This is a genomic window from Guyparkeria halopsychrophila (assembly GCF_044582135.1).
Classification (GTDB): domain Bacteria; phylum Pseudomonadota; class Gammaproteobacteria; order Halothiobacillales; family Halothiobacillaceae; genus Guyparkeria.
In genome coordinates, this window is record NZ_JBDODP010000001.1 from 184,350 (window position 1) to 202,481 (window position 18,132).

Below are 18,132 nucleotides of genomic sequence, written 5' to 3' on the forward strand. Positions count from 1 at the left end.
CACGGCTGCCGCCGGGCGAATCGAGCCGCGTGAACTACGCTCTTGACCCCGACACCCTGCACCGGAGACGCGACCGCGCGCATGACGACAACGCACACCAACGATGAGGCTGCCCCAACAGGCGAGGGTTTCTGGCGCACCGGCCGGGCCGATCGTCTTGGCCTGGTGATCGATGGCGAGCACTGGTTCCCGGCGTTCGCCGAGATGCTCGGGCAGGCCCGACGCCAGGCCATCATCCTCTGCTGGGACATCGACAGCCGCGTCGAGATGCATCGCCCCTGCGACGCGAAACAGGCGCCCTGTCACCTGACCGCCGTGCTGAATCAGGCATTGACGAACAACCCGGAACTGACGATCCACCTGCTCCCCTGGGACTTCGCCATGATCTACGCCTTCGAGCGCGAATGGCTGCCGCTGTTCAGTCGCCCGATGGCCCGTCACCCGCGTCTCAAGGTGCAGTTCGACGGCGAGCACCCAATGGGGGCCTCGCAGCACCAGAAGATGCTGGTCGTCGACGACCGAGCGGCCCTAGTCGGCGGTTTCGACCCCTCGAAATGGCGCTGGGATCGACGTGCTCACGCCGCCGACGAGCCGTTGCGCCGCGACCCGGATGGCCACCCGTACCCACCGTTTCACGACCTGGCCTTCGCACTGAGCGGACCGATCGCACACGATCTGGGCGAACTGGCGCGCGAGCGCTGGCAACGCGCCACCGGCGAGCGCCTCGACCCGCCCGGCGAGACCGACCACCCCGCGCCATGGCCGGCCCAGCACGTCGCCGTTGCCCTCGATGACGCCCTAGTGGGCATCACGCGCACGCTGCCGGCCTGGCACGACCAATCGGAAGTGCGCGAGATCGAGACCCGGCTGTGCCGATTGATCGGCGTCGCGCGCGACTGCATCTACATCGAGAACCAGTACTTCACCAGTCACCGGGTCGGCGAGGCCCTGATCGACCGGCTCGCGCATGAGCACGGCCCCGAGGTGATCCTGCTGCTGCCGCGGGAAAAGGATGGCTGGCTCGAGCGCCTGACCATGGACGTGCTGCGCGCCCGGCTGGTCGAGCGACTGCGCGCCGCCGACCGCCATGGCCGCCTGCGGATCTATTACCCGGCCGTGGCCGGTCTGGAGCCCGGCATGGTGAGCCTGCATTCCAAGCTCGTCATCGGCGACGACCGGGAGATCAATCTCGGTTCGGCCAACACCTCGAATCGCTCGATGGGCTTCGACAGCGAGCTCAATCTCTCGCTGCTCGGCGATCACGAGGAGAGCCGCGCGGCGATCGCCGCCATGCGCCACGAACTGCTGGCCGAGCACCTCGGCACCACGCCGGCGGCCATCGCAGCGGCCGAGGACGAACAGGGCTCGGTCGCCGGGGCGATCGACGCGCTCAACCGTCCGGGCGAGGACCGCTGGCTCGAACCGCTGACCGTCACCCTCGATCCGGCGATCGACCGCCAGGTGCCCGACGCGGCCGTGATCGACCCCGAACGCGCCCGCCCGCCGGAGGAATTGATCGACATGTTCATCGAGAAAAAGTCGCGCCGGCCCGTGCGACGCAAGGCGGCCGCCTTTGCCCTGCTGATCGCGCTGTTCGTGGTGATCGCCGGCCTGCTCAAGTTCACCCCGCTGGGCGAGGCGATCGCCCCGCGCGAGTTACTCGACGGGCTGGTTGATCTCCGTAACACGCCCGGCGGCAACTGGGCGTTTCTCGGCCTGGCGGTGGTGGGATTGCTGCTGGGTGTGCCGGCCACGCCGATGGTGATCGCCGCCGGGCTGCTCTTCGGCGCCTGGGCGGGGTTTGGTCTGGCCTATAGTGCGCTGGTGATCGCCGCGATGGTCGGCTTTTCCGCCGGACAGTTCCTGGGTGCCGAGGCGCTGCGTCGGCTGGCGGGCAAGCGCCTCGACGAGTTGTCGCGCCGGCTGGCCCGCCGCGGGATCCTGACCGTTTTTTCGTTGCGCCTGGTGCCGCTGGCCCCGTTCGCGGTGGTCAACCTGGTCGCTGGCGCCACCCGAATCGGTTTTCGCGATTTCCTGATCGGCAGCCTGGCCGGGCTCGCACCGGCCGCCATCGCACTGACGATGTTTTCCGACCAACTCCTGCGCACACTGCTCGAGCCGTCACTGGCCGCGATCGGTCTGCTGGCGCTGATCACGGCAGTATTCATCGGCATCGGCTGGGGGCTGTCGCGCTGGCTGGCACTGCGCGAGCAGGCATCGGGGGCGTCATGACTGCCGGTGGGCGTCGGCTGCGTGTCGTGACCTGGAACATCCACAGCTGCATCGACCACCGCGGCCGCTATACCCCGGAGCGCACCGCGCGGGTGTTGCGCCTGCTCGCGCCCGACGTGGTCGCGTTACAGGAGGCCAACCTCGCCGCCGACCCGGCCGACGACCGCCTGCTGCGGGCGCTCCAACCGTTCCTGCCGCACTGGCTGTTCGCCCCGGCCCACGAGCGCGGCTGCCTGCACCGCCCCGGCGAAGTGACCGGGTTTGGCAACCTGATCGCCTCGCGCTGGCCGATTCATCCCGAGACCCCGCTGGAGCTCTCGCACGTCAACCGCGAGCCTCGCCAGGCGCTGAGGGCGCGCATCGATCTACCCGGAAGGACGCTGCACTGCTGGGTGGTGCACCTCGGGCTGGGCCTGGTCGAGCGTCGCGAGCAGGGGCGACGACTGGCCGAGGCATTGACCGACCTGCCGACCGACGCGCCGCTGGTGCTGGCCGGCGATTTCAATGAGTGGCTGCCGCGGGCGAGGAGCCTGCGGGTGCTCCACCGTGAGCTGACCCGCCTGCCGGTACGTCGTACCTTTCCCGCCGGGCGGCCCCTGCTGCCACTCGATCAGATATGGATCCGCGGGCCATTGCACGCCCACGCACTCAAGGCGATCCGCGATCCGATCGTGCCGCGTATCTCCGATCACCTGCCGCTGGTCGCCGATCTCACGCTCGAGACGCGCTGATCCGTCGCGGTCTGATTCAATCGGGAGCTCGGTCCAACCACTCGCTGATCACGTCGCGGACCTCGCGCACATGGGTGCCCTTGGTGCCGGAGAAGGCCATCCACTCCCCGTCAGGCAAGGGGTGCTCGCGCGCCAGCCGCGCGACGGTCTGCTTGACCTGGCCGAAGCTGAGCTTGTCGGCCTTGGTCAGGAGGGCGAGTATCGGCAGGCCACGCGCCATCGCGTAATCGAGCATCTGCTGGTCGAGCGCCTTAAGCGGGTGGCGAATGTCCATGATCACCACCACCCCGACCAGCGACCGGCGCTCGGCGAAGTACTGCGCCATCGCCTCGCCCCAGGTGCGGCGCACCCGCTCGGGCACCTTGGCATAACCGTAGCCGGGCAGGTCGACCAGCCGGCGGCGGGCACCCTCCGTCTCGCCGCCCAGGCCGAACAGGTTGATCATCTGGGTGCGCCCCGGCGTGCGCGAGGTGCGCGCCAGCGCCTTCTGCCCGACCAGGGCATTGAGCGCAGTGGACTTGCCGGCATTCGAGCGCCCGGCGAAGGCGACCTCGGCGCCGATGTCCTCGCCGATATCGGCCAGGCGCGGGGCGCTCTTGATGAAGGAGGCGGCGTCGAACAGGCGGCGTTGGTGTCGAGTGGCGTCGTCGGTCATGCGGTTCAACCAGGCGTTAGTAAAGGGGGAGGAGAATGCCACGGACCCAAGTCCGTGTTTTCCGCAGGCATCCTGCCACGCCGCGAGGTTGCAAGCGAGTGACTTATGCGGTTTGATTACGGGCCGTTTTGGCGGCACTCTGACTCGATTTGGGAATGCCGCAGTGAATTGCTCGGCTGGATCCCTATACTCGGAGCGCTCCGAAACATCTTCTTTGAGGCCAGGGCCGGCCGAACGCGAACCACAACGAGATTGTTAGCGATGATGACAGCAGTTCACCCGATGCCGCGTCGCGGCCGTTTCACCGCCGGCATGCTTCTGGGACTCTTCTTTTTCGCCGGCGCGGTACAGGCCAGCGAAGGCGGCTCGATCAAGGCCGGCCGCGAGGCGGCCCAGTCCTGCGCCGCCTGTCACGGCGACAAGGGCAACAGCAACAACCCGGCCTTCCCGTCGATTGCCGGCCAGCCGGCGAAGTACGTCGCCTCGCAACTGACCGCCTATCGAGACGGCAAGCGCGAGAACGCCATCATGAACGGTCAGGCCGCCGGCCTGAGCGACCAGCAGATCCGCGACATCGCCGTCTACTACGCCGCCCAGGGGCGCAAGGTCGCCAGCCCAGCCGACGAAGGCTCGGAGTTGGGCGCGGACCTGTACCATCAGGGCCGCGAAGGCGTCGCCGCCTGCGCGGCCTGCCACCACAGCGACGGCTACGGCAACCAGCCGGCCGGGTTCCCGGCCCTGCGCGGCTTGACCGCCGGGTACGCAGCCCAGTCGCTCAAGGACTACCGCAGCGGCGCTCGCGCCCACGGTCAGGCCGTGCTGATGATCCCGCTGGCCGCCGAACTCTCCGACGAAGAAATCGACGCACTGGCCGCACACATCGCCAGCCTCGACTGAGCACCCGTTTGCCACCGCGCCGCTCGGGCCTGCTGCGCTTGTCGGGGAAACCGAGCGGCGCAGCAGCGTCTCAATCCGCTGACGAACGGCTCCCGATGTCGACAGTCGCCATGCACCTATCCGATCCCCGCGAAGGCTAGCCGATGACCCCCCAGGCCCAAACCGCCCGCAAACGCCGCCGCTTGAGCTCGCGCCTGTTCACGTGGCTGACCTCGATGAACCTGGCGATCGCGCTGCTCTCGATCCTGGCGATCGCCTCGGTGATCGGCACCGTGCTGCAGCAGAACCAGCCGTTCAACGACTATCTGATCGAGTTCGGTCCGTTCTGGTTCGAGGTGTTCAACACCCTGGGGCTCTACGACGTCTACTCGATGAGCTGGTTCGTCGCCATCCTGCTGTTCCTGCTCGCCTCGACCAGCGCCTGCCTGACTCGCAACACGCCCAATTTCCTGCGCGACATTCGCAGCTTCCGCCTCAATGCGCAGGAAAAGTCGCTGCGAGCCTTCGCCCATTCCCGCCAGTACGAGAGCGACCTGCCTACCGCCACCATCATTGAGCGCACCCAGGGGCTGTTCCAGCAATTGGGCTACAAGTCACGAGTCAAGGAGCGGGAAGGCGAGATCCTGGTGGCCGCGCGCAAGGGCGGCCTCAACCGCATCGGCTACATCCTCACCCACCTGGGCATGGTGGTGATCCTGGTCGGCGGGCTGATCGACAGCAAGATGTACCTCAAGACGCTCAACACGCTGGGCGTGGTCGAGGTGGAGACCCGCGACCTGCCGGTCAGCCAGGTACCCCAGGAGTCGCACCTGCCGCCGGGCTCGCTGGCCGGCTTTCGTGGCTCGGTCAACATTCCCGAAGGCAAGTGGGGCGACGTGGCCTTCATCGGCCTGAAGGACGGCTACGTGGTGCAGAACCTGCCGTTCAAGATCGAGATCAGGGATTTCTTCGTCGAGTTCTACGACACCGGCATGCCCAAGTCCTTCAACTCGGATATCACGCTGACCGACAAGAAAACCGGCGAGGTGGTCGAGGACACGATTCGGGTCAACCACCCCCTGCACTACAAGGGCTACAACATCTTCCAGTCGAGCTTCGGTGACGGCGGCACGGAGCTGGAATTCGACGCCTGGCAGCTGTTCGGCAAGGTCGGCACCAAGCAGGCGCTCGAGGGTACGGTCAACCAGGAACGCAGCTTCGAGTTCAACGGCGAGCAATACACACTCGAGTTCCGCGACTTCTCGCTGTACAACGTCAATCCCACCGAAGGGCCGGACGGCACCCAGGAGAACACCAACTTTGGCCCGTCGGTCACCTTCCGAGTGCGAGATGCCACCGGTCAGGCCGTCGAGTACGAGAATTACTTCCAGCCGGTCGATTTCGACGGCACCAGGTTCTTCCTCAGCGGCGTGACCCCCGAGGTGGGCGCCCGGCAGCAGTTCCTGTTCATCCCGGCCGATCGTAACAACTCGATCGAAACCTTCATGGCGTTCTACGCCACGCTCAAGGACCAGGACGAGATCACCCGTATTGCCGCCGACCTGGTCGGGCAGACGGCCCAGGGCCAGCAGGGCGGCGCCGCCCAGAGCTCGGCGGCCCGTTCGATCGCCGACATGGTCGAGACCTTCGTCGAACGGGGTTTTTCCGCCCTGGGTGAGCAGGTCGAGAGGCAACTCGCCGAACGAGAAATGAGCGGCGAGATGGCCGAACAGGCCCGCGAGTCCTCGTTCCGAGTGGTCCAGTCAGTGCTGATGCGTGCCTACATGGAGACCCTGCAGGAACAGGGCGTCGAGGAATTCGCCCCGCGCGACGAAGCGTTCTTCGAGAACGCGCTCGACGTGGTCACGGTCATCCCCAACTACGGCTCGCCGATCTTCGTCGCACCCACCGGGTTTAATCACATCCAGTCGACCGGGCTGGAGATCACCCGCGCCCCGGGCATGTTCTGGGTCTATTTGGGCTCGCTGATGCTGACCCTGGGCATCTTCATGCTGTTCTACATTCACTACCGTCGGCTGTGGGTGTTGATCAAACCGGCCGGCGTGAACGATGATGGGGAGTCAGCGCGCCACCGCGTGGTGGTCGCCGGCACGGATGCCCGCAAGAACATCGATTTCGACCAGGCGTTTGCCCAGTTCAGCAATGAACTTCAACGGCAAACCGGGTCAAATGAGCAGAAAAACCCACCGTCCGACCCGGAGAGTTCCGGTCGGCCGGCATAATGACGGCAATACAATCCGCGCAGGAGAAATCGCCCATGTCCGTGCCCAACGAACAGATGATCAACGGGTATCAACCCGGCTCCGAACTCCCCCAGCGGCGGAGCTTCGGCCTGATCGACGCCCTCTGGGCCGTCGCCATGCTGATTGGCGCCGGCATCGGCTACGCCCAGTACAGCGCTGCGCTCGATTTTTACGCCACCGGTACGCTGTTCGGGGCTGCGCTCGGCCTGGGCTTCCTGGGCTGGATCTGGCCGGCGACCCGCTGGCTCACCGCCGTGGTCGCCGCGGTCTCGCTGTTCGCCCTGTGGCGTTACAACATCCTCGGCGCCGACGGCGCGGTAGGCCGTGCCGCATTGGGCGAGTTCCAGGAATCGACCTTCCTGTTCAAGTTTCTGCTCTCCAGCCAGGCGGCCACCATGTGGATGGTGGCGCTGTTCTTCCTCTCCATCCCTACCTACTTCATCAGCACGCTGGCGCGTTCGGCGTACGGCCTCAAGGTGGGCAGCTCCCTGGTCTGGAGCGGGGTGGCGATGGGCTTCATCGGCTTTTTCTCCCGCTGGCGCGAGGGCTACCTGATCAACCTAGACTACGGCCACATCCCGGTGAGCAACCTCTACGAGGTCTTCATCGTCTTTGCCGTGTTCACCGCGCTGCTGTATCTCTACTACGAGAAGCGCTACAACAACCGCAGCCTGGGCGGTTTCGTGATGCTGATCGTCGGCGTCGCGCTGGGCTTTCTGCTCTGGTACCAGTTCACCCGTGATGCCGAGGCGATCGCCCCGCTGGTCCCGGCGCTGAACAGTTGGTGGATGAAGATCCACGTACCGGCGAACTTCATCGGCTACGGCACCTTCGCGATCGCCGCGATGGTGGGCGTGGCCTACATCATCAAGGACAAGATGGGCGGTGACGGACCCAACGACCGCCTGCCGTCACTGACGGTGATGGACGACATCCAGTACAAGGCCATCGCGCTGGGCTTCGCCTTCTTCACCATCGCTACCATCCTCGGTGCCATGTGGGCGGCCGAGGCCTGGGGCGGTTACTGGAGCTGGGACCCGAAGGAGACCTGGGCCCTGATCGTCTGGCTGAACTACGCCGCTTGGCTGCACATGCGCCTGACCAAGGGCTGGCGCGGCCCGGTCATGGCCTGGTGGAGCATCGGCGGCCTGTTCATCACGAGCTTCGCCTTCCTCGGGGTGAACATGTTCCTCTCGGGGCTGCACTCCTACGGCGAACTCTGATCCGCCCAGACCGAATGAGCACGCATGGGGCGGCCGGCTGCAAGGGCAGCGGGCTTGCCCCATACTTCGTTCCGGGGCACCGGCCTGCTCGGCCCCGATCCGGTACCGAACGCCCCTTCATGACCGAATCACGGAGACACTCCATGCTCGTCAATCGCCTCAAGTCTTTCCTCACCACGCTGCTCGCCACCACCGCCCTGGTCCTGGCCGCCCCCGCGCTGGCCGCAGAATCCGGCTATCGCGAGGTGCAGACCGATGTCAGCTCACCGGAGGGCAAGGTGCTGGTCCAGGAGTTCTTCTGGTACGGCTGCCCGCACTGCTACTACATGGAAGACGAACTCGATCCGTGGCTCGAGGAACTGGACCAGGACGTGGTCTTCGAACGCCGCGCACTGGCTCTGGGCGAGCACTGGATCCCGCTGACCCGCGCCTTCAATGCGGCCGACCAGCTGGGCGTGGCGGATGACACCCACGCTGCCGTGTTCCACGCCATTCACGAAGAGGGCACCCGCCTGACGGATGCCGAGTCGATCGCCGACTTCTATGCCGAGCAGGGTGTCGACCGCGACGCATTTCTCGAGGCCTACAACGGCTTCGGCACCCAGAACGCCATCCGCCAGACCGGGCAGATCGCCGAGGATGCCGGCGTACGCGGCGTCCCGTCGCTGCTGGTCGACGGCCGTTTTCTCGTCACCGGCCGGCTGGCCGGCGGCAGTGTCGAAATGCTCGAGGTCGTTGACGCCCTGATCGAACAGATCCGTGACGAGCGCGACTGATCGCCCCGTGACCTCCGGCGCCCAACTGCTGCTGCGCTGCCTGGAAAACGAGGGCGTCGAGTACGTCTTCGGCATCCCGGGCGAGGAAAACCTCGACTTCGTCGACGCGCTCAACGAGTCGCCGATCAAGCTGATCGTCACGCGTCACGAGCAGGGGGCGGCGTTCATGGCCGACATCGTTGGCCGGCTGACCGGCAAGCCCGGGGTGTGCTTCTCGACCCTTGGCCCCGGCGCGACGAATCTGGTCACCGGCGTGGCCGACGCCAACATGGACCACGCCCCGCTGATCGCGATCGCCGGACAGGCGGGCATCGACCGGCTGCACAAGGAATCGCACCAGGTGCTCGACCTGGTGCGGATCTTCGAGCCGATCACCCGCTATGCCTCGCGGATCGTCACCCCCTCGGCGATTCCCGAGACCATTCGTCGTGCCGCCAAGTTTGCCGAGGCGGGCAAGGGTGGGGCGAGCTTCATCGAACTGCCCGAGGACGTCGCGGCCATGCCGGTCGAATCGGGCTACGACGTCCCGCTGCCGGTGACCTCGTATGGGGTGAGCGAGCCGCGCGAGTCCAGCCTCGAGCAGGCAGCGGGCCTGTTGAGTGGTGCTCGCCATCCGATCATCCTTGCCGGCCACGGCGTGGTCCGCGCCGCGGCCAGCGAGGCGCTTGCCGAACTGGCCGAGCGACTTAACGTCCCGGTCGCCAACACCTTCATGGCCAAGGGCGTGATCCCGTTCCGCCACCCGATGGCGCTGGGATCTGTGGGCCTGCAGTCGAAGGACTACGTCAATGTCGGCTTCGACCAAGCCGACGTGATCGTCTGCATCGGCTACGACCTGGTCGAGTACCACCCGCAGCTGTGGCACCCCACCCGCGACCGCAAGATCATCCATGTCGATACCGAGGCCGCCGAGGTCGATGCCCACTATCCGGTGGCCACCAGCATCGTCGGCGACATCAACACGGCGATGCGTCGCCTCGGTGATCTGACCACGCCGCACGAGGGGCCGGCCTTCCGCGATCTGCGCGAAGCATTGATCGAGGACATGAATCGTCACGCCGACGACGACTGCCTGCCGGTCAAGCCGCAAAAACTGATCTGGGACCTGCGCACCGCCCTGTCCAGCCGCGACATCGTCATTTCCGACGTCGGCGCCCACAAGATGTGGCTGGCACGCATGTACCGCTCCGAGCGGCCCAACAGCTGCATCATCTCCAACGGCTTTGCCAGCATGGGCATCGCCCTGCCCGGCGCGATTGCCGCCAAGCTGCTCTACCCGGAGCGCCACATCGTCGCGGCCACCGGCGATGCGGGTTTCCTGATGAACGTGCAGGAACTGGAGACGGCGGTGCGCTGCAACACGCCGATCATCGTGCTGATCTGGAACGACGGCGGCTATGGCCTGATCGACATGAAGCAGCGGCGTGGTTTCGGCCGATCGACCGGCGTGCACTTCGGCAACCCGGATTTCGTCCAGTTGGCCGAGAGCTTCGGCGCGAAGGGCTACCGCGTCGAGTCGGGCGATGGGCTGCTGCCGATCCTCAAGGATGCGATGGCCAGCAACGCCGTCTGCGTGATCGACGTGCCCGTGGACTACCGCGAGAACGAGCAGCTCACCCGCCGGCTCGGCGAGGCCCTGGTGGGCGGATGACGCGCGGGCCAGCCAGCCAACGCTGCCTGAGCTGCAGCACGGCCACCGGCGGGCCCGACGATTTCACCGCCGTGCGGGGCCACCAACCGCTGAGGCTGTTGTCGCACAACATCCAGGTGGGCATCGCCACCCACCGTTACCGCGACTACCTCACCGGCGGCTGGAAACACCTGCTGCCGAGCGCCGACCGCGCCCGCAGCCTGGCAGCCATCGCCCCGACCCTGTCGCACTTCGACATCATCGGCCTGCAGGAGGCGGATGCGGGCTCGATCCGCAGCCACTTTCTCAATCAGGCCGAGCACCTGGCCGAACTGGCCGAACTCTCGCACTGGGCGGTGCGCGTCAACCGCGATCTGGGCCAATTCGGCAAGCACGCCCTCGGGCTGATCAGCCGCATCCAGCCACGGGAAATCCACCAGTGCCCGCTGCCCGGTCGTATGCCCGGCCGCGGGGCGCTGGTCGCGGACTTCCTCTGGGACGGCCACCCGCTACGCGTGATCGACACCCATCTCGCCCTGAGTCGGCGCGCCCGCCAGATGCAGTTCGACCAGCTGGGCGAACTGGCCGACGTGCCGGGCTACGTGGTGGTGATGGCCGATTTCAACTGCGAACCCGACGATCCCGGCATGCAGCAGTGGTGCATTGAGAACGGCCTGAAGCTGCCCAAACGCCCACCGCTGACCTACCCGCGCTGGCACCCGCAGCGATCGATCGATCACATCGTCGTAAGCCAGTCACTCGACATCCGCGGCACCGAGGCCCGCCCGATCGGCGGCTCGGACCATATCCCGGTGGCGATGAGCATCGCGCTACCATCCCCACGGAAATCTCGCTAGGCTTGACGCCTGAATCGTCAGCAGAGCACCGACGGAGAGATGGCAACGATGGCAGAGGCAGCGACCACCTCGTCGAAGGAGAACGACGACTACCGGGAGCGGTACGAACAGCTGCTCGGCGAGCTCGGTCGACTGGAGGACCACGACCAGGAACTGGGTGGCCTGCTCAAGCTCACCCTCTCGCGGGTGCTATTTGCCGTCGACAAGGCCTACCCGGAACTGGCCGACGCCGCCGCCGGCATTCGCGACAAGGCCCGCAAGCAGGACGAGCATGCCTTCGATGTTGGCCAGCTCAAGGGCGACCTGGAAGACCTGGCGCGGCAGATACGCAAACTCGAGGCCAGCCAGCCCGACGAAACACCGGGGCCGGAAGCCGCCCCGGCCAGCCATGGCACGCACAACGGCTCGGCCTCGCATGTCCGCGAAGTCCTGCCCCTGCTGCTCGATCGCATCGCCTTCGTCGATGCACTGGAAGGCCGGCGCGCCCGACTGATCGCCGCCATTGACGACCCCAACGACCGCACCCTGCCCAGCATCCTGATCGACCGCAGCGCCACGTTGATCAACGACATGCGCCAGACGGTCGAGAAGGAGAAGGGCGAGCTCACCCGCTTTCTCGAGCAGGTCACCGAGGCACTGGCCGACATCGACCAATTCAGTCTGTCGCAGAGCGACGACCTGGTCGTCCAGCGCGAAGCCCGGCTCAAACTCGACACCTCCTTGCGCCAGCAGGTCGACGACATCCACGCGCACATGGAATCCGCCGACGACCTCGATGGGCTCAAGCTCGTGGTGCGCGAGCGGATCAGTCGCATCCGCCAGCAGGTGCAAACATTCCAGCAAGGTGAGGAACGCCGTCAGGAAGACGTCGAAATCGACAACGAGCAGTTGCGTGGTCGATTGGCGCAGCTCGAGGACCAGACCCGCATGCTCGAAGAGCAACTCAAGCAGAGCGAGGCGAAACTGTTCCGCGACAATCTCACCGGGCTGCCCAACCGGCTGGCCTTCGATCACCGCGTCCGTCTGGAACTGGCGCGCATGCGCCGCGACCAGTCACCCCTGACGCTGGCGATCTGGGATCTCGATCACTTCAAGGAAATCAACGATCAGCTGGGTCACCAGGCGGGCGACAAGACGCTGATCATCGTCGCCAAGACGTTCATGAACCTGATCCGCGACGTCGACTTGATCGCGCGCTTTGGCGGCGAGGAATTCATCATGTTGTTGCCGGCGGCCTCGGGACCGGACGCCCTCAAGGTGGTCGAACGCATCCGCGAGAAACTGGCGCGCACCAAGCTGCGCTACCGCGGCAAGGAAATCGGCGTCACCGCCTCGTGCGGACTGGCCGAATTCGCCCCGGGGGAGGAATTGGAAACGGTGTTCACGCGCGCCGACGATGCGCTCTACCAGGCCAAGGAACAGGGCCGCAATCGCAGCGTGCTCTCGACAGGGAAAGCCGAGGGATAAAGACCCGCGCACGCTCGGCCCGGGCTGGCTTAGATTCCCTACCGGTCGCGCGCGGCCTCGGCCCGGGCCATGACCGTCTCGAAGACCGACGCCATCGCCTCCTGCGCCTGGCGGTCGGCACGGATCGGCCGCCCCCACTCGCGATCGGTCTCCCCCGGCCACTTGCTGGTCGCATCCAGCCCCATCTTGCCGCCCAACCCGGAGACGGGCGAGGCAAAGTCGAGGTAGTCGATCGGGGTGTTCTCCACCAGGTGCGTGTCGCGCACCGGGTCCATGCGCGTGGTCATGGCCCAGATCACGTCCTCCCAGGAACGCGGGTCGACGTCGTCGTCCACCACGATGACGAACTTGGTGTACATGAACTGGCGCAGGAAGCTCCACACGCCCATCATCACGCGCTTGGCGTGGCCCGGGTACTGCTTTTTCATCGACACTACCGCCATGCGGTAGGAGCAACCCTCCGGCGGCAGGTAGAAGTCGACGATCTCGGGGAACGGCTTCTGGATCAGCGGCACGAACACCTCATTGAGCGCCACACCGAGGATGGCAGGCTCGTCCGGCGGTCGGCCGGTGTGGGTGCTGTGATAGATGGGGTTCTTGCGGTGGGTGATGCGCTCGATGGTCATCACCGGGAAGGATTCGGTCTCGTTGTAATAACCGGTGTGATCGCCGTACGGGCCCTCGACCGCCATGTCGTCGGGGTGAATGAACCCCTCCATGACCATCTCGGCGTTCGCCGGCACCAGCAGATCGTGCGACAGGCACTCGACCAGCCGGGTGCGCTCGCCGCGCAGCAGGCCGGCAAAGGCGTATTCGGAGAGGGTATCCGGCACGGGCGTGACCGCCCCCAGGATGGTGGCGGGGTCGGCGCCCAGCGTCACCGCGATGGGAAACGGCTCGCCGGGATGCGTCTCCTGCCAGTGGGCAAAGTCGAGCGCCCCGCCGCGATGCGCCAGCCAGCGCATGATCACCCGGTTGCGCCCGATCACCTGCTGGCGATAGATGCCCATGTTCAGGCGTTCACGCCCGGAGGCAGCGGCATCCTCGGGATCGGACGCCATGCCCCCGCCCTTGCGCGGTCGGCCACGCGTGGTGGTCAGGCCCCAGGTGATCAGCGGGGCGGCATCCTCCGGCCAGCAGGTCTGGATCGGCCATTGCGCCAGATCGACGTCATCGCCCTCGAGCACCACCTCCTGAACCGGCGCCTTCTTGACCCGGCGCGGGGCCATGTCGAGCACCTTCTTGAAGATCGGCAGGCTGCGCCACGCCTCCTTGAGGCCGGCCGGCGGGTCGGGTTCCTTGAGGAAGGCGAGCAGCCGGCCGATCTCGCGCAGATCGGCGAGCGTCTGCCCGCCCATGCCCTGGGCCACGCGCTCGGGGGTGCCGAACAAGTTGAGCAGCACCGGGGTATCGAAGCCGACCGGGTTCTCGATCAACAGGGCCGGTCCGCGCGCACGCAGCACGCGGTCGGCCAGCACCGTCATCTCCTGGTCGGGGTCGACCGGCTCGGTCACCCGCACCAGCTCGCCCTGGCGCTCGAGCTGCTCGAGAAAGCGTCTTAGATCGCTCAGGCCGGCACGGTTGGCTCGATCAGCGGCCATCGTCGGCCGTGAAAGGCTTCACCGGTTGCGGGGCCGCACTCATCTCCAGGCCCGCCCGTGTCAAGGCACGCTCATACAGCAGGGCCGCCTCGCTGCTGTCCCGCAAGCGGGCATGGACGCGCGCCGCGACGGCCAGATACCGCAAGTCCTGGTCGAGCGGGCCCAGGCCACCCACCCACAGCTGCGCCGCAGTGGGATCGGACTCGGCCAGCGCAAGGCGCGCCATGGCGTAGGCGAACGCGGCACGCTCGCGGGCGCGCCCCACGTTGGGGGCATTGGCCGGCTCGCTCCAGTCGTCCGGCACCAGCTTGAGCAGGCGCTTGCGCGCGTCAGCCGGGTCCTCGTGGCGCAATTCGGCCCAGGCATGCAGCGTTTGGGCCTCCAGCGAGCGGCCGAGGCGCTTTTCCAGCACGCGGGCGGCGCCGGCTTCCGCGCCACCACGGGCCAGTGCCTCGGCATAGGCAATCGTCACGGCCGAGCTGTCGACCACGTTGCGCCCGGCCTCGGACCACAACCGCGACAGGACATCGAGATCACGCACCCGCGAGGCGGCCTCGATCCGGCCGAGCAGCACCACCCGTTCGATGCGCAACAGCTCATCGGCGGTCAGGCGCTTGTCCTTGATGCGACGCAAGGTCGGCAACAGCCGCCCCAACGCGTCGAAATCACCGGCCAATTCCAGCAATTGCGCCCGGATCAGCAGAATGACCTCGTCGCGCGGATGGGTCTCGATCAACGGCTCGACCATGGCCTGCGCCCACTCGATCTCCCTCAGCGCGATCAGCCGCTGGACGATATGCAGCCGCAGGAACTCGGCGAACTTGGGAAAGCGGCGCCCAACCGTCTCGAACAGATTCCCGATCTCCTCGCGGGTCTCGTTCCGGCCCCGTGGGGCTGCGCCCTGGCGTGACGGATCGAGGCCATCCAGCAGGGCGTCGATCGCCACCTGGAAGTGCATGGGCGGCAGGCTGCCGTCCTCCACCCCGGCCAGGGCGTAGCGCTGCGCCAGCTCGGTCTGACGACGCTGACGCTCGGCCCAGGCACGCAGGAGCTTTTCGTCGGCCGCTCGACGTCGCTGCTCGGCCGAGCGATGGCTAAAGCGCGCCGGCAGATGCACCACCCCGGCGATCAGGCGCCAGAGCAATTGCAGCGCAATCAGCGCGATCAGCACCATGAATACCAGGCCGACCGCGGTGGTCTCGATCCGCCAGCCGGCGAACTCGAGCATCGCCACGCCGGCCCCCGGCAGGAAATAGATGGCCGCGACCACCGCGGCCGCCAGCACGACGATCCAGACGATCAGACGCTTCATGACGGGTCCTCCTTGCCGGTCTCAGCGGGCACGTCGGTCGACTCGGCGCGCGCCTTTTCGCGGGCGTTGGCCCGCTCCCAGGCGTCGAGCACCGCGTCGATCGACGGGAATGCGCGACTGGCGAAACGTTCTTGTGTGCGCTCGAGCGCCTTGAGGGCCTTGGCCGGGCCGTCCGCCTCGGTCGCGTAGTGCGATTCGAGCCAGCCACGTGCCTCGTCGAGCGTGGTGGAAAGCGCGTCATGGTCCCGCGAGAGCAGAGACTCACGCACGGCGGTCAGCCACAGGCGCATCTCGCGATCCGTGGCCACCCGTTCGCGCAACCGCGTGGGCGTGTCCGAACGGGTCACGGTGACCTGTCGAGCGACCCAGCCGGTGGTCGCCACCCAGGCCTTCTCGTACCAGGCCGCATCTTCCGGCAGCGATGCCGTGCTCGAGGGCTCTACCCCCGGCTCGGCGGTGGCCATCGTCTCACCGGCCTCGTCGGTCAACGGCCAGTCCTCGACCCGGTCGGTCAGGCGCCGCAACGCCAGCGCCTGGCCGACGCGGTCACCCTCAGCGGCCGCCTCGATTTCGGCAATCGCGTCGCTGATCGCCGAGCGCAGCGGCAACCAGTGCGGGCGAGACAGGGCGGCGACCCGCTGATCGGCCAACCGCAGGGCAAGCATCGCCCCGTCGGGATCTCGCGCAATCGTCAGGCGTTCCTGGGCGCGCGTCAGCAAAAAGCCGATCTCCGCGGTCTTCCAGGCAATCTCGCCGCGCGCCAGCCGGTCGTCGATGCTGGCAATGCGCGCATCGAGATTATCCTGCCGTTCGGCCAGTTCGTCCTGCTGGGCCTGCAGGCCAGACTCGACCTCTTGACGGATCGCCTCGCCGCGATCTTCCAGCGCCGAAACGTTCGAGCGCGTCGAGCCCAGTTGCTCGTCGAGACGCTCAATTTCCTGAGCCAAGTCCTGGCCCAATGTCTCGCGCTCGTCGGCCTGCGATTGCAGGCCCTGCTGCTGGGCCTGCTGGAGTTGCCACAACTGCCAGCCACCCACGGCGGCCAGGGCGAACAGGATCAGTATGCCGATGACCAACCAGGGTGTGGCCGACCGGCGCGGTGGGCGGGCACGCGCGGCCGGGGCCGCCTTCGCACCGGCATTCTGGTCACCGCCGCCTTGGGCGTTCGGACCCTTGCGATCCTTGGGATCCTTGCGATCCTTGGGACCCTTGGAGGACGCCCCCTGACCGGACGAAGCCTGGGTGGAAGAAGTCTGGCCGGACGAAGCTTGGGCAGTCGAACTGGCAGGACTCGACCCGGCGGATTTGGTATCCGGGTCGCCCGATGGTTTGCCGTCAGCCGCCTTCGCGCCCGAGGCGCCGCTTGCCGTCGACGCCTTCTTGTTCGCATAGGCCGAGGTGCCGGGCTGTCCGCCGGGCTTCCCACCGCTCTTTTGCCCGGCCTTCGCGGCCGGCTTGTGCGCACCGCCCTTATTGGCCTGGCTCTTGTCAGCGGGGCTGTTTTGAGCTTGGGCCTGATCGGCCTGGGCCTTGTCGGTCGATGTCGATGCGACGGAGGAGTCCGAGGACTGGCCCGTCTGGGCAGATGCCCCGGCCTTGGTCTCCTCGGCCTGCTTGTCGTTGTCTTTCTTGTCCATGCTCATCCCCAGTATGGATGCGATCGGATAAAAGCGGTCGTGCGCGCCGCCGGGTCAGTGCCCTATGGCGACGGTGATTGCCGGTCGGCGATCACCTGCCACGCCGCGCGGGCCAGTGTGTCGGCGCCCGGCCCGCCGGCCAGGCTAATCGGCCCGCGGATTCCCGCTGCCCGCGCCCGGTCACGCGCGCGCTCATTGATGACCAGCAAGTTGGAGTCTAGCAGCCCGAACTGGCTCGCATCCGTCTCGCTGGTCAGCCGGGCGAAACAATCGAGGGCCTGCGGGGCAGTGATGATCCATAGGCAGGTGGGTCCCGCCGGGGCGGGCGGCCGCGGGTGCGGGTCGGGGCATTCGCGCCGGTAGACGGCGACGAAACGCGGCTCGGCGCCCCGGGCAGCCAGGGCATCGGCCAGCAGTTCACGCCCGGTCTCGCCCCGGATGATCCACACGCGCCGGCCGGTCACGGGCACATCGCGCAGGGACTCGAGCAGCCCCTCGCTGTCCTCGGAGGCATCGGGCAGAAAGGCGGCGGGGCGCCCGGCCTCCGCCAGCGCCCCACCGGTGGCCGCGCCCACCGCAGCGAACTCGCGCGCCGGCCAGTCGCCCAGCGGGCAAACGGCCCGGGCCGCCTCCACCGCTCGTGGACTGACGAAGACCACCAGGTCCGTGGGTGTCATCGCGGCCAACGCGCCGGGCAGTTCGCCGCCATCGGGCAGCGGCTGGATGGCCAGCAACGGCTGTGTGATCAGGGTCGGCTCGACCATCCCGGCGGGCCGGGCCGCCACCAGCGCCTCGCGCAGGCCGGCATTGCTGCCGGCCGGTCGCGTCAGCACGACCTCGCTAATCGGCGGCAGGTGACGGTCGACCACGG

Annotated in this window: 14 protein-coding genes; 9 read left to right on the forward strand and 5 right to left on the reverse strand. The window is 67.1% G+C overall.

The features are described from left to right. The first annotated feature begins 81 nt into the window (after nucleotides 1-81). A complete protein-coding gene (locus ABGV18_RS00855) occupies nucleotides 82-2,232 on the forward strand; it encodes a VTT domain-containing protein (RefSeq protein ID WP_396584407.1) in 2,151 nt (716 codons plus the stop codon). Next, complete coding sequence (locus tag ABGV18_RS00860; protein ID WP_396584408.1) at nucleotides 2,229-2,963, forward strand: endonuclease/exonuclease/phosphatase family protein; 735 nt, start codon at nucleotides 2,229-2,231, stop codon at nucleotides 2,961-2,963. Before ABGV18_RS00855 ends, ABGV18_RS00860 begins: the two co-directional genes overlap by 4 nt. 16 nt (nucleotides 2,964-2,979) lie before the next feature. Here ABGV18_RS00860 and yihA read toward each other — a convergent pair whose 3' ends face one another. Further along, nucleotides 2,980-3,660, reverse strand: coding sequence for a ribosome biogenesis GTP-binding protein YihA/YsxC (gene yihA, locus ABGV18_RS00865; protein WP_449728364.1), 681 nt, complete (start codon nucleotides 3,658-3,660; stop codon nucleotides 2,980-2,982). Between the two features lie 219 nt (nucleotides 3,661-3,879). Here yihA and ABGV18_RS00870 point away from each other — a divergent pair, with 219 nt between their 5' ends. From ABGV18_RS00870 to ABGV18_RS00900, 7 genes are all read left to right on the forward strand, one after another. Further along, nucleotides 3,880-4,515, forward strand: a complete 636-nt coding sequence (locus ABGV18_RS00870; protein ID WP_396584409.1) for a c-type cytochrome — start codon at nucleotides 3,880-3,882, stop codon at nucleotides 4,513-4,515. Nucleotides 4,516-4,658: 143 nt separating this feature from the next. Next, the gene (locus tag ABGV18_RS00875; RefSeq protein WP_396584410.1) at nucleotides 4,659-6,737 is read left to right on the forward strand and encodes a cytochrome c biogenesis protein ResB; all 2,079 of its coding nucleotides are present in this window, start codon (nucleotides 4,659-4,661) and stop codon (nucleotides 6,735-6,737) included. A 35-nt stretch (nucleotides 6,738-6,772) separates the two neighbouring features. Next, a complete protein-coding gene (gene ccsB / locus ABGV18_RS00880) occupies nucleotides 6,773-7,981 on the forward strand; it encodes a c-type cytochrome biogenesis protein CcsB (protein WP_396584411.1) in 1,209 nt (402 codons plus the stop codon). Between the two features lie 143 nt (nucleotides 7,982-8,124). Further along, nucleotides 8,125-8,757: a DsbA family protein gene (locus ABGV18_RS00885; protein ID WP_396584412.1), complete on the forward strand. Its 633-nt coding sequence runs from the start codon at nucleotides 8,125-8,127 to the stop codon at nucleotides 8,755-8,757. Then, entirely contained in the window at nucleotides 8,741-10,408 is a 1,668-nt protein-coding gene (locus ABGV18_RS00890) for an acetolactate synthase large subunit (RefSeq protein ID WP_396584413.1), read from the forward strand. Before ABGV18_RS00885 ends, ABGV18_RS00890 begins: the two co-directional genes overlap by 17 nt. Beyond that, nucleotides 10,405-11,244 (forward strand): endonuclease/exonuclease/phosphatase family protein, encoded by an 840-nt coding sequence (locus tag ABGV18_RS00895; RefSeq protein ID WP_396580609.1) that lies wholly within the window; start codon nucleotides 10,405-10,407, stop codon nucleotides 11,242-11,244. The genes ABGV18_RS00890 and ABGV18_RS00895 overlap by 4 nt, the downstream gene beginning before the upstream one ends. A 39-nt stretch (nucleotides 11,245-11,283) precedes the next feature. Then, entirely contained in the window at nucleotides 11,284-12,711 is a 1,428-nt protein-coding gene (locus ABGV18_RS00900) for a diguanylate cyclase (protein WP_396584414.1), read from the forward strand. 38 nt (nucleotides 12,712-12,749) lie between these two features. On the opposite strand, the gene ubiD is transcribed toward ABGV18_RS00900, so the two are convergent. From ubiD to ABGV18_RS00920, 4 genes are all read right to left on the reverse strand, one after another. Then, complete coding sequence (gene ubiD / locus ABGV18_RS00905) at nucleotides 12,750-14,312, reverse strand: 4-hydroxy-3-polyprenylbenzoate decarboxylase (protein ID WP_396584415.1); 1,563 nt, start codon at nucleotides 14,310-14,312, stop codon at nucleotides 12,750-12,752. Continuing rightward, nucleotides 14,302-15,624, reverse strand: coding sequence for a heme biosynthesis HemY N-terminal domain-containing protein (locus ABGV18_RS00910; protein ID WP_396584416.1), 1,323 nt, complete (start codon nucleotides 15,622-15,624; stop codon nucleotides 14,302-14,304). Before ABGV18_RS00910 ends, ubiD begins: the two co-directional genes overlap by 11 nt. Further along, nucleotides 15,621-17,261, reverse strand: coding sequence for a uroporphyrinogen-III C-methyltransferase (locus ABGV18_RS00915; RefSeq protein ID WP_396584417.1), 1,641 nt, complete (start codon nucleotides 17,259-17,261; stop codon nucleotides 15,621-15,623). The genes ABGV18_RS00910 and ABGV18_RS00915 overlap by 4 nt, the downstream gene beginning before the upstream one ends. A gap of 62 nt (nucleotides 17,262-17,323) precedes the next feature. After that, complete coding sequence (locus tag ABGV18_RS00920; RefSeq protein ID WP_396584418.1) at nucleotides 17,324-18,130, reverse strand: uroporphyrinogen-III synthase; 807 nt, start codon at nucleotides 18,128-18,130, stop codon at nucleotides 17,324-17,326. Between the last annotated feature and the right edge of the window lie 2 nt (nucleotides 18,131-18,132).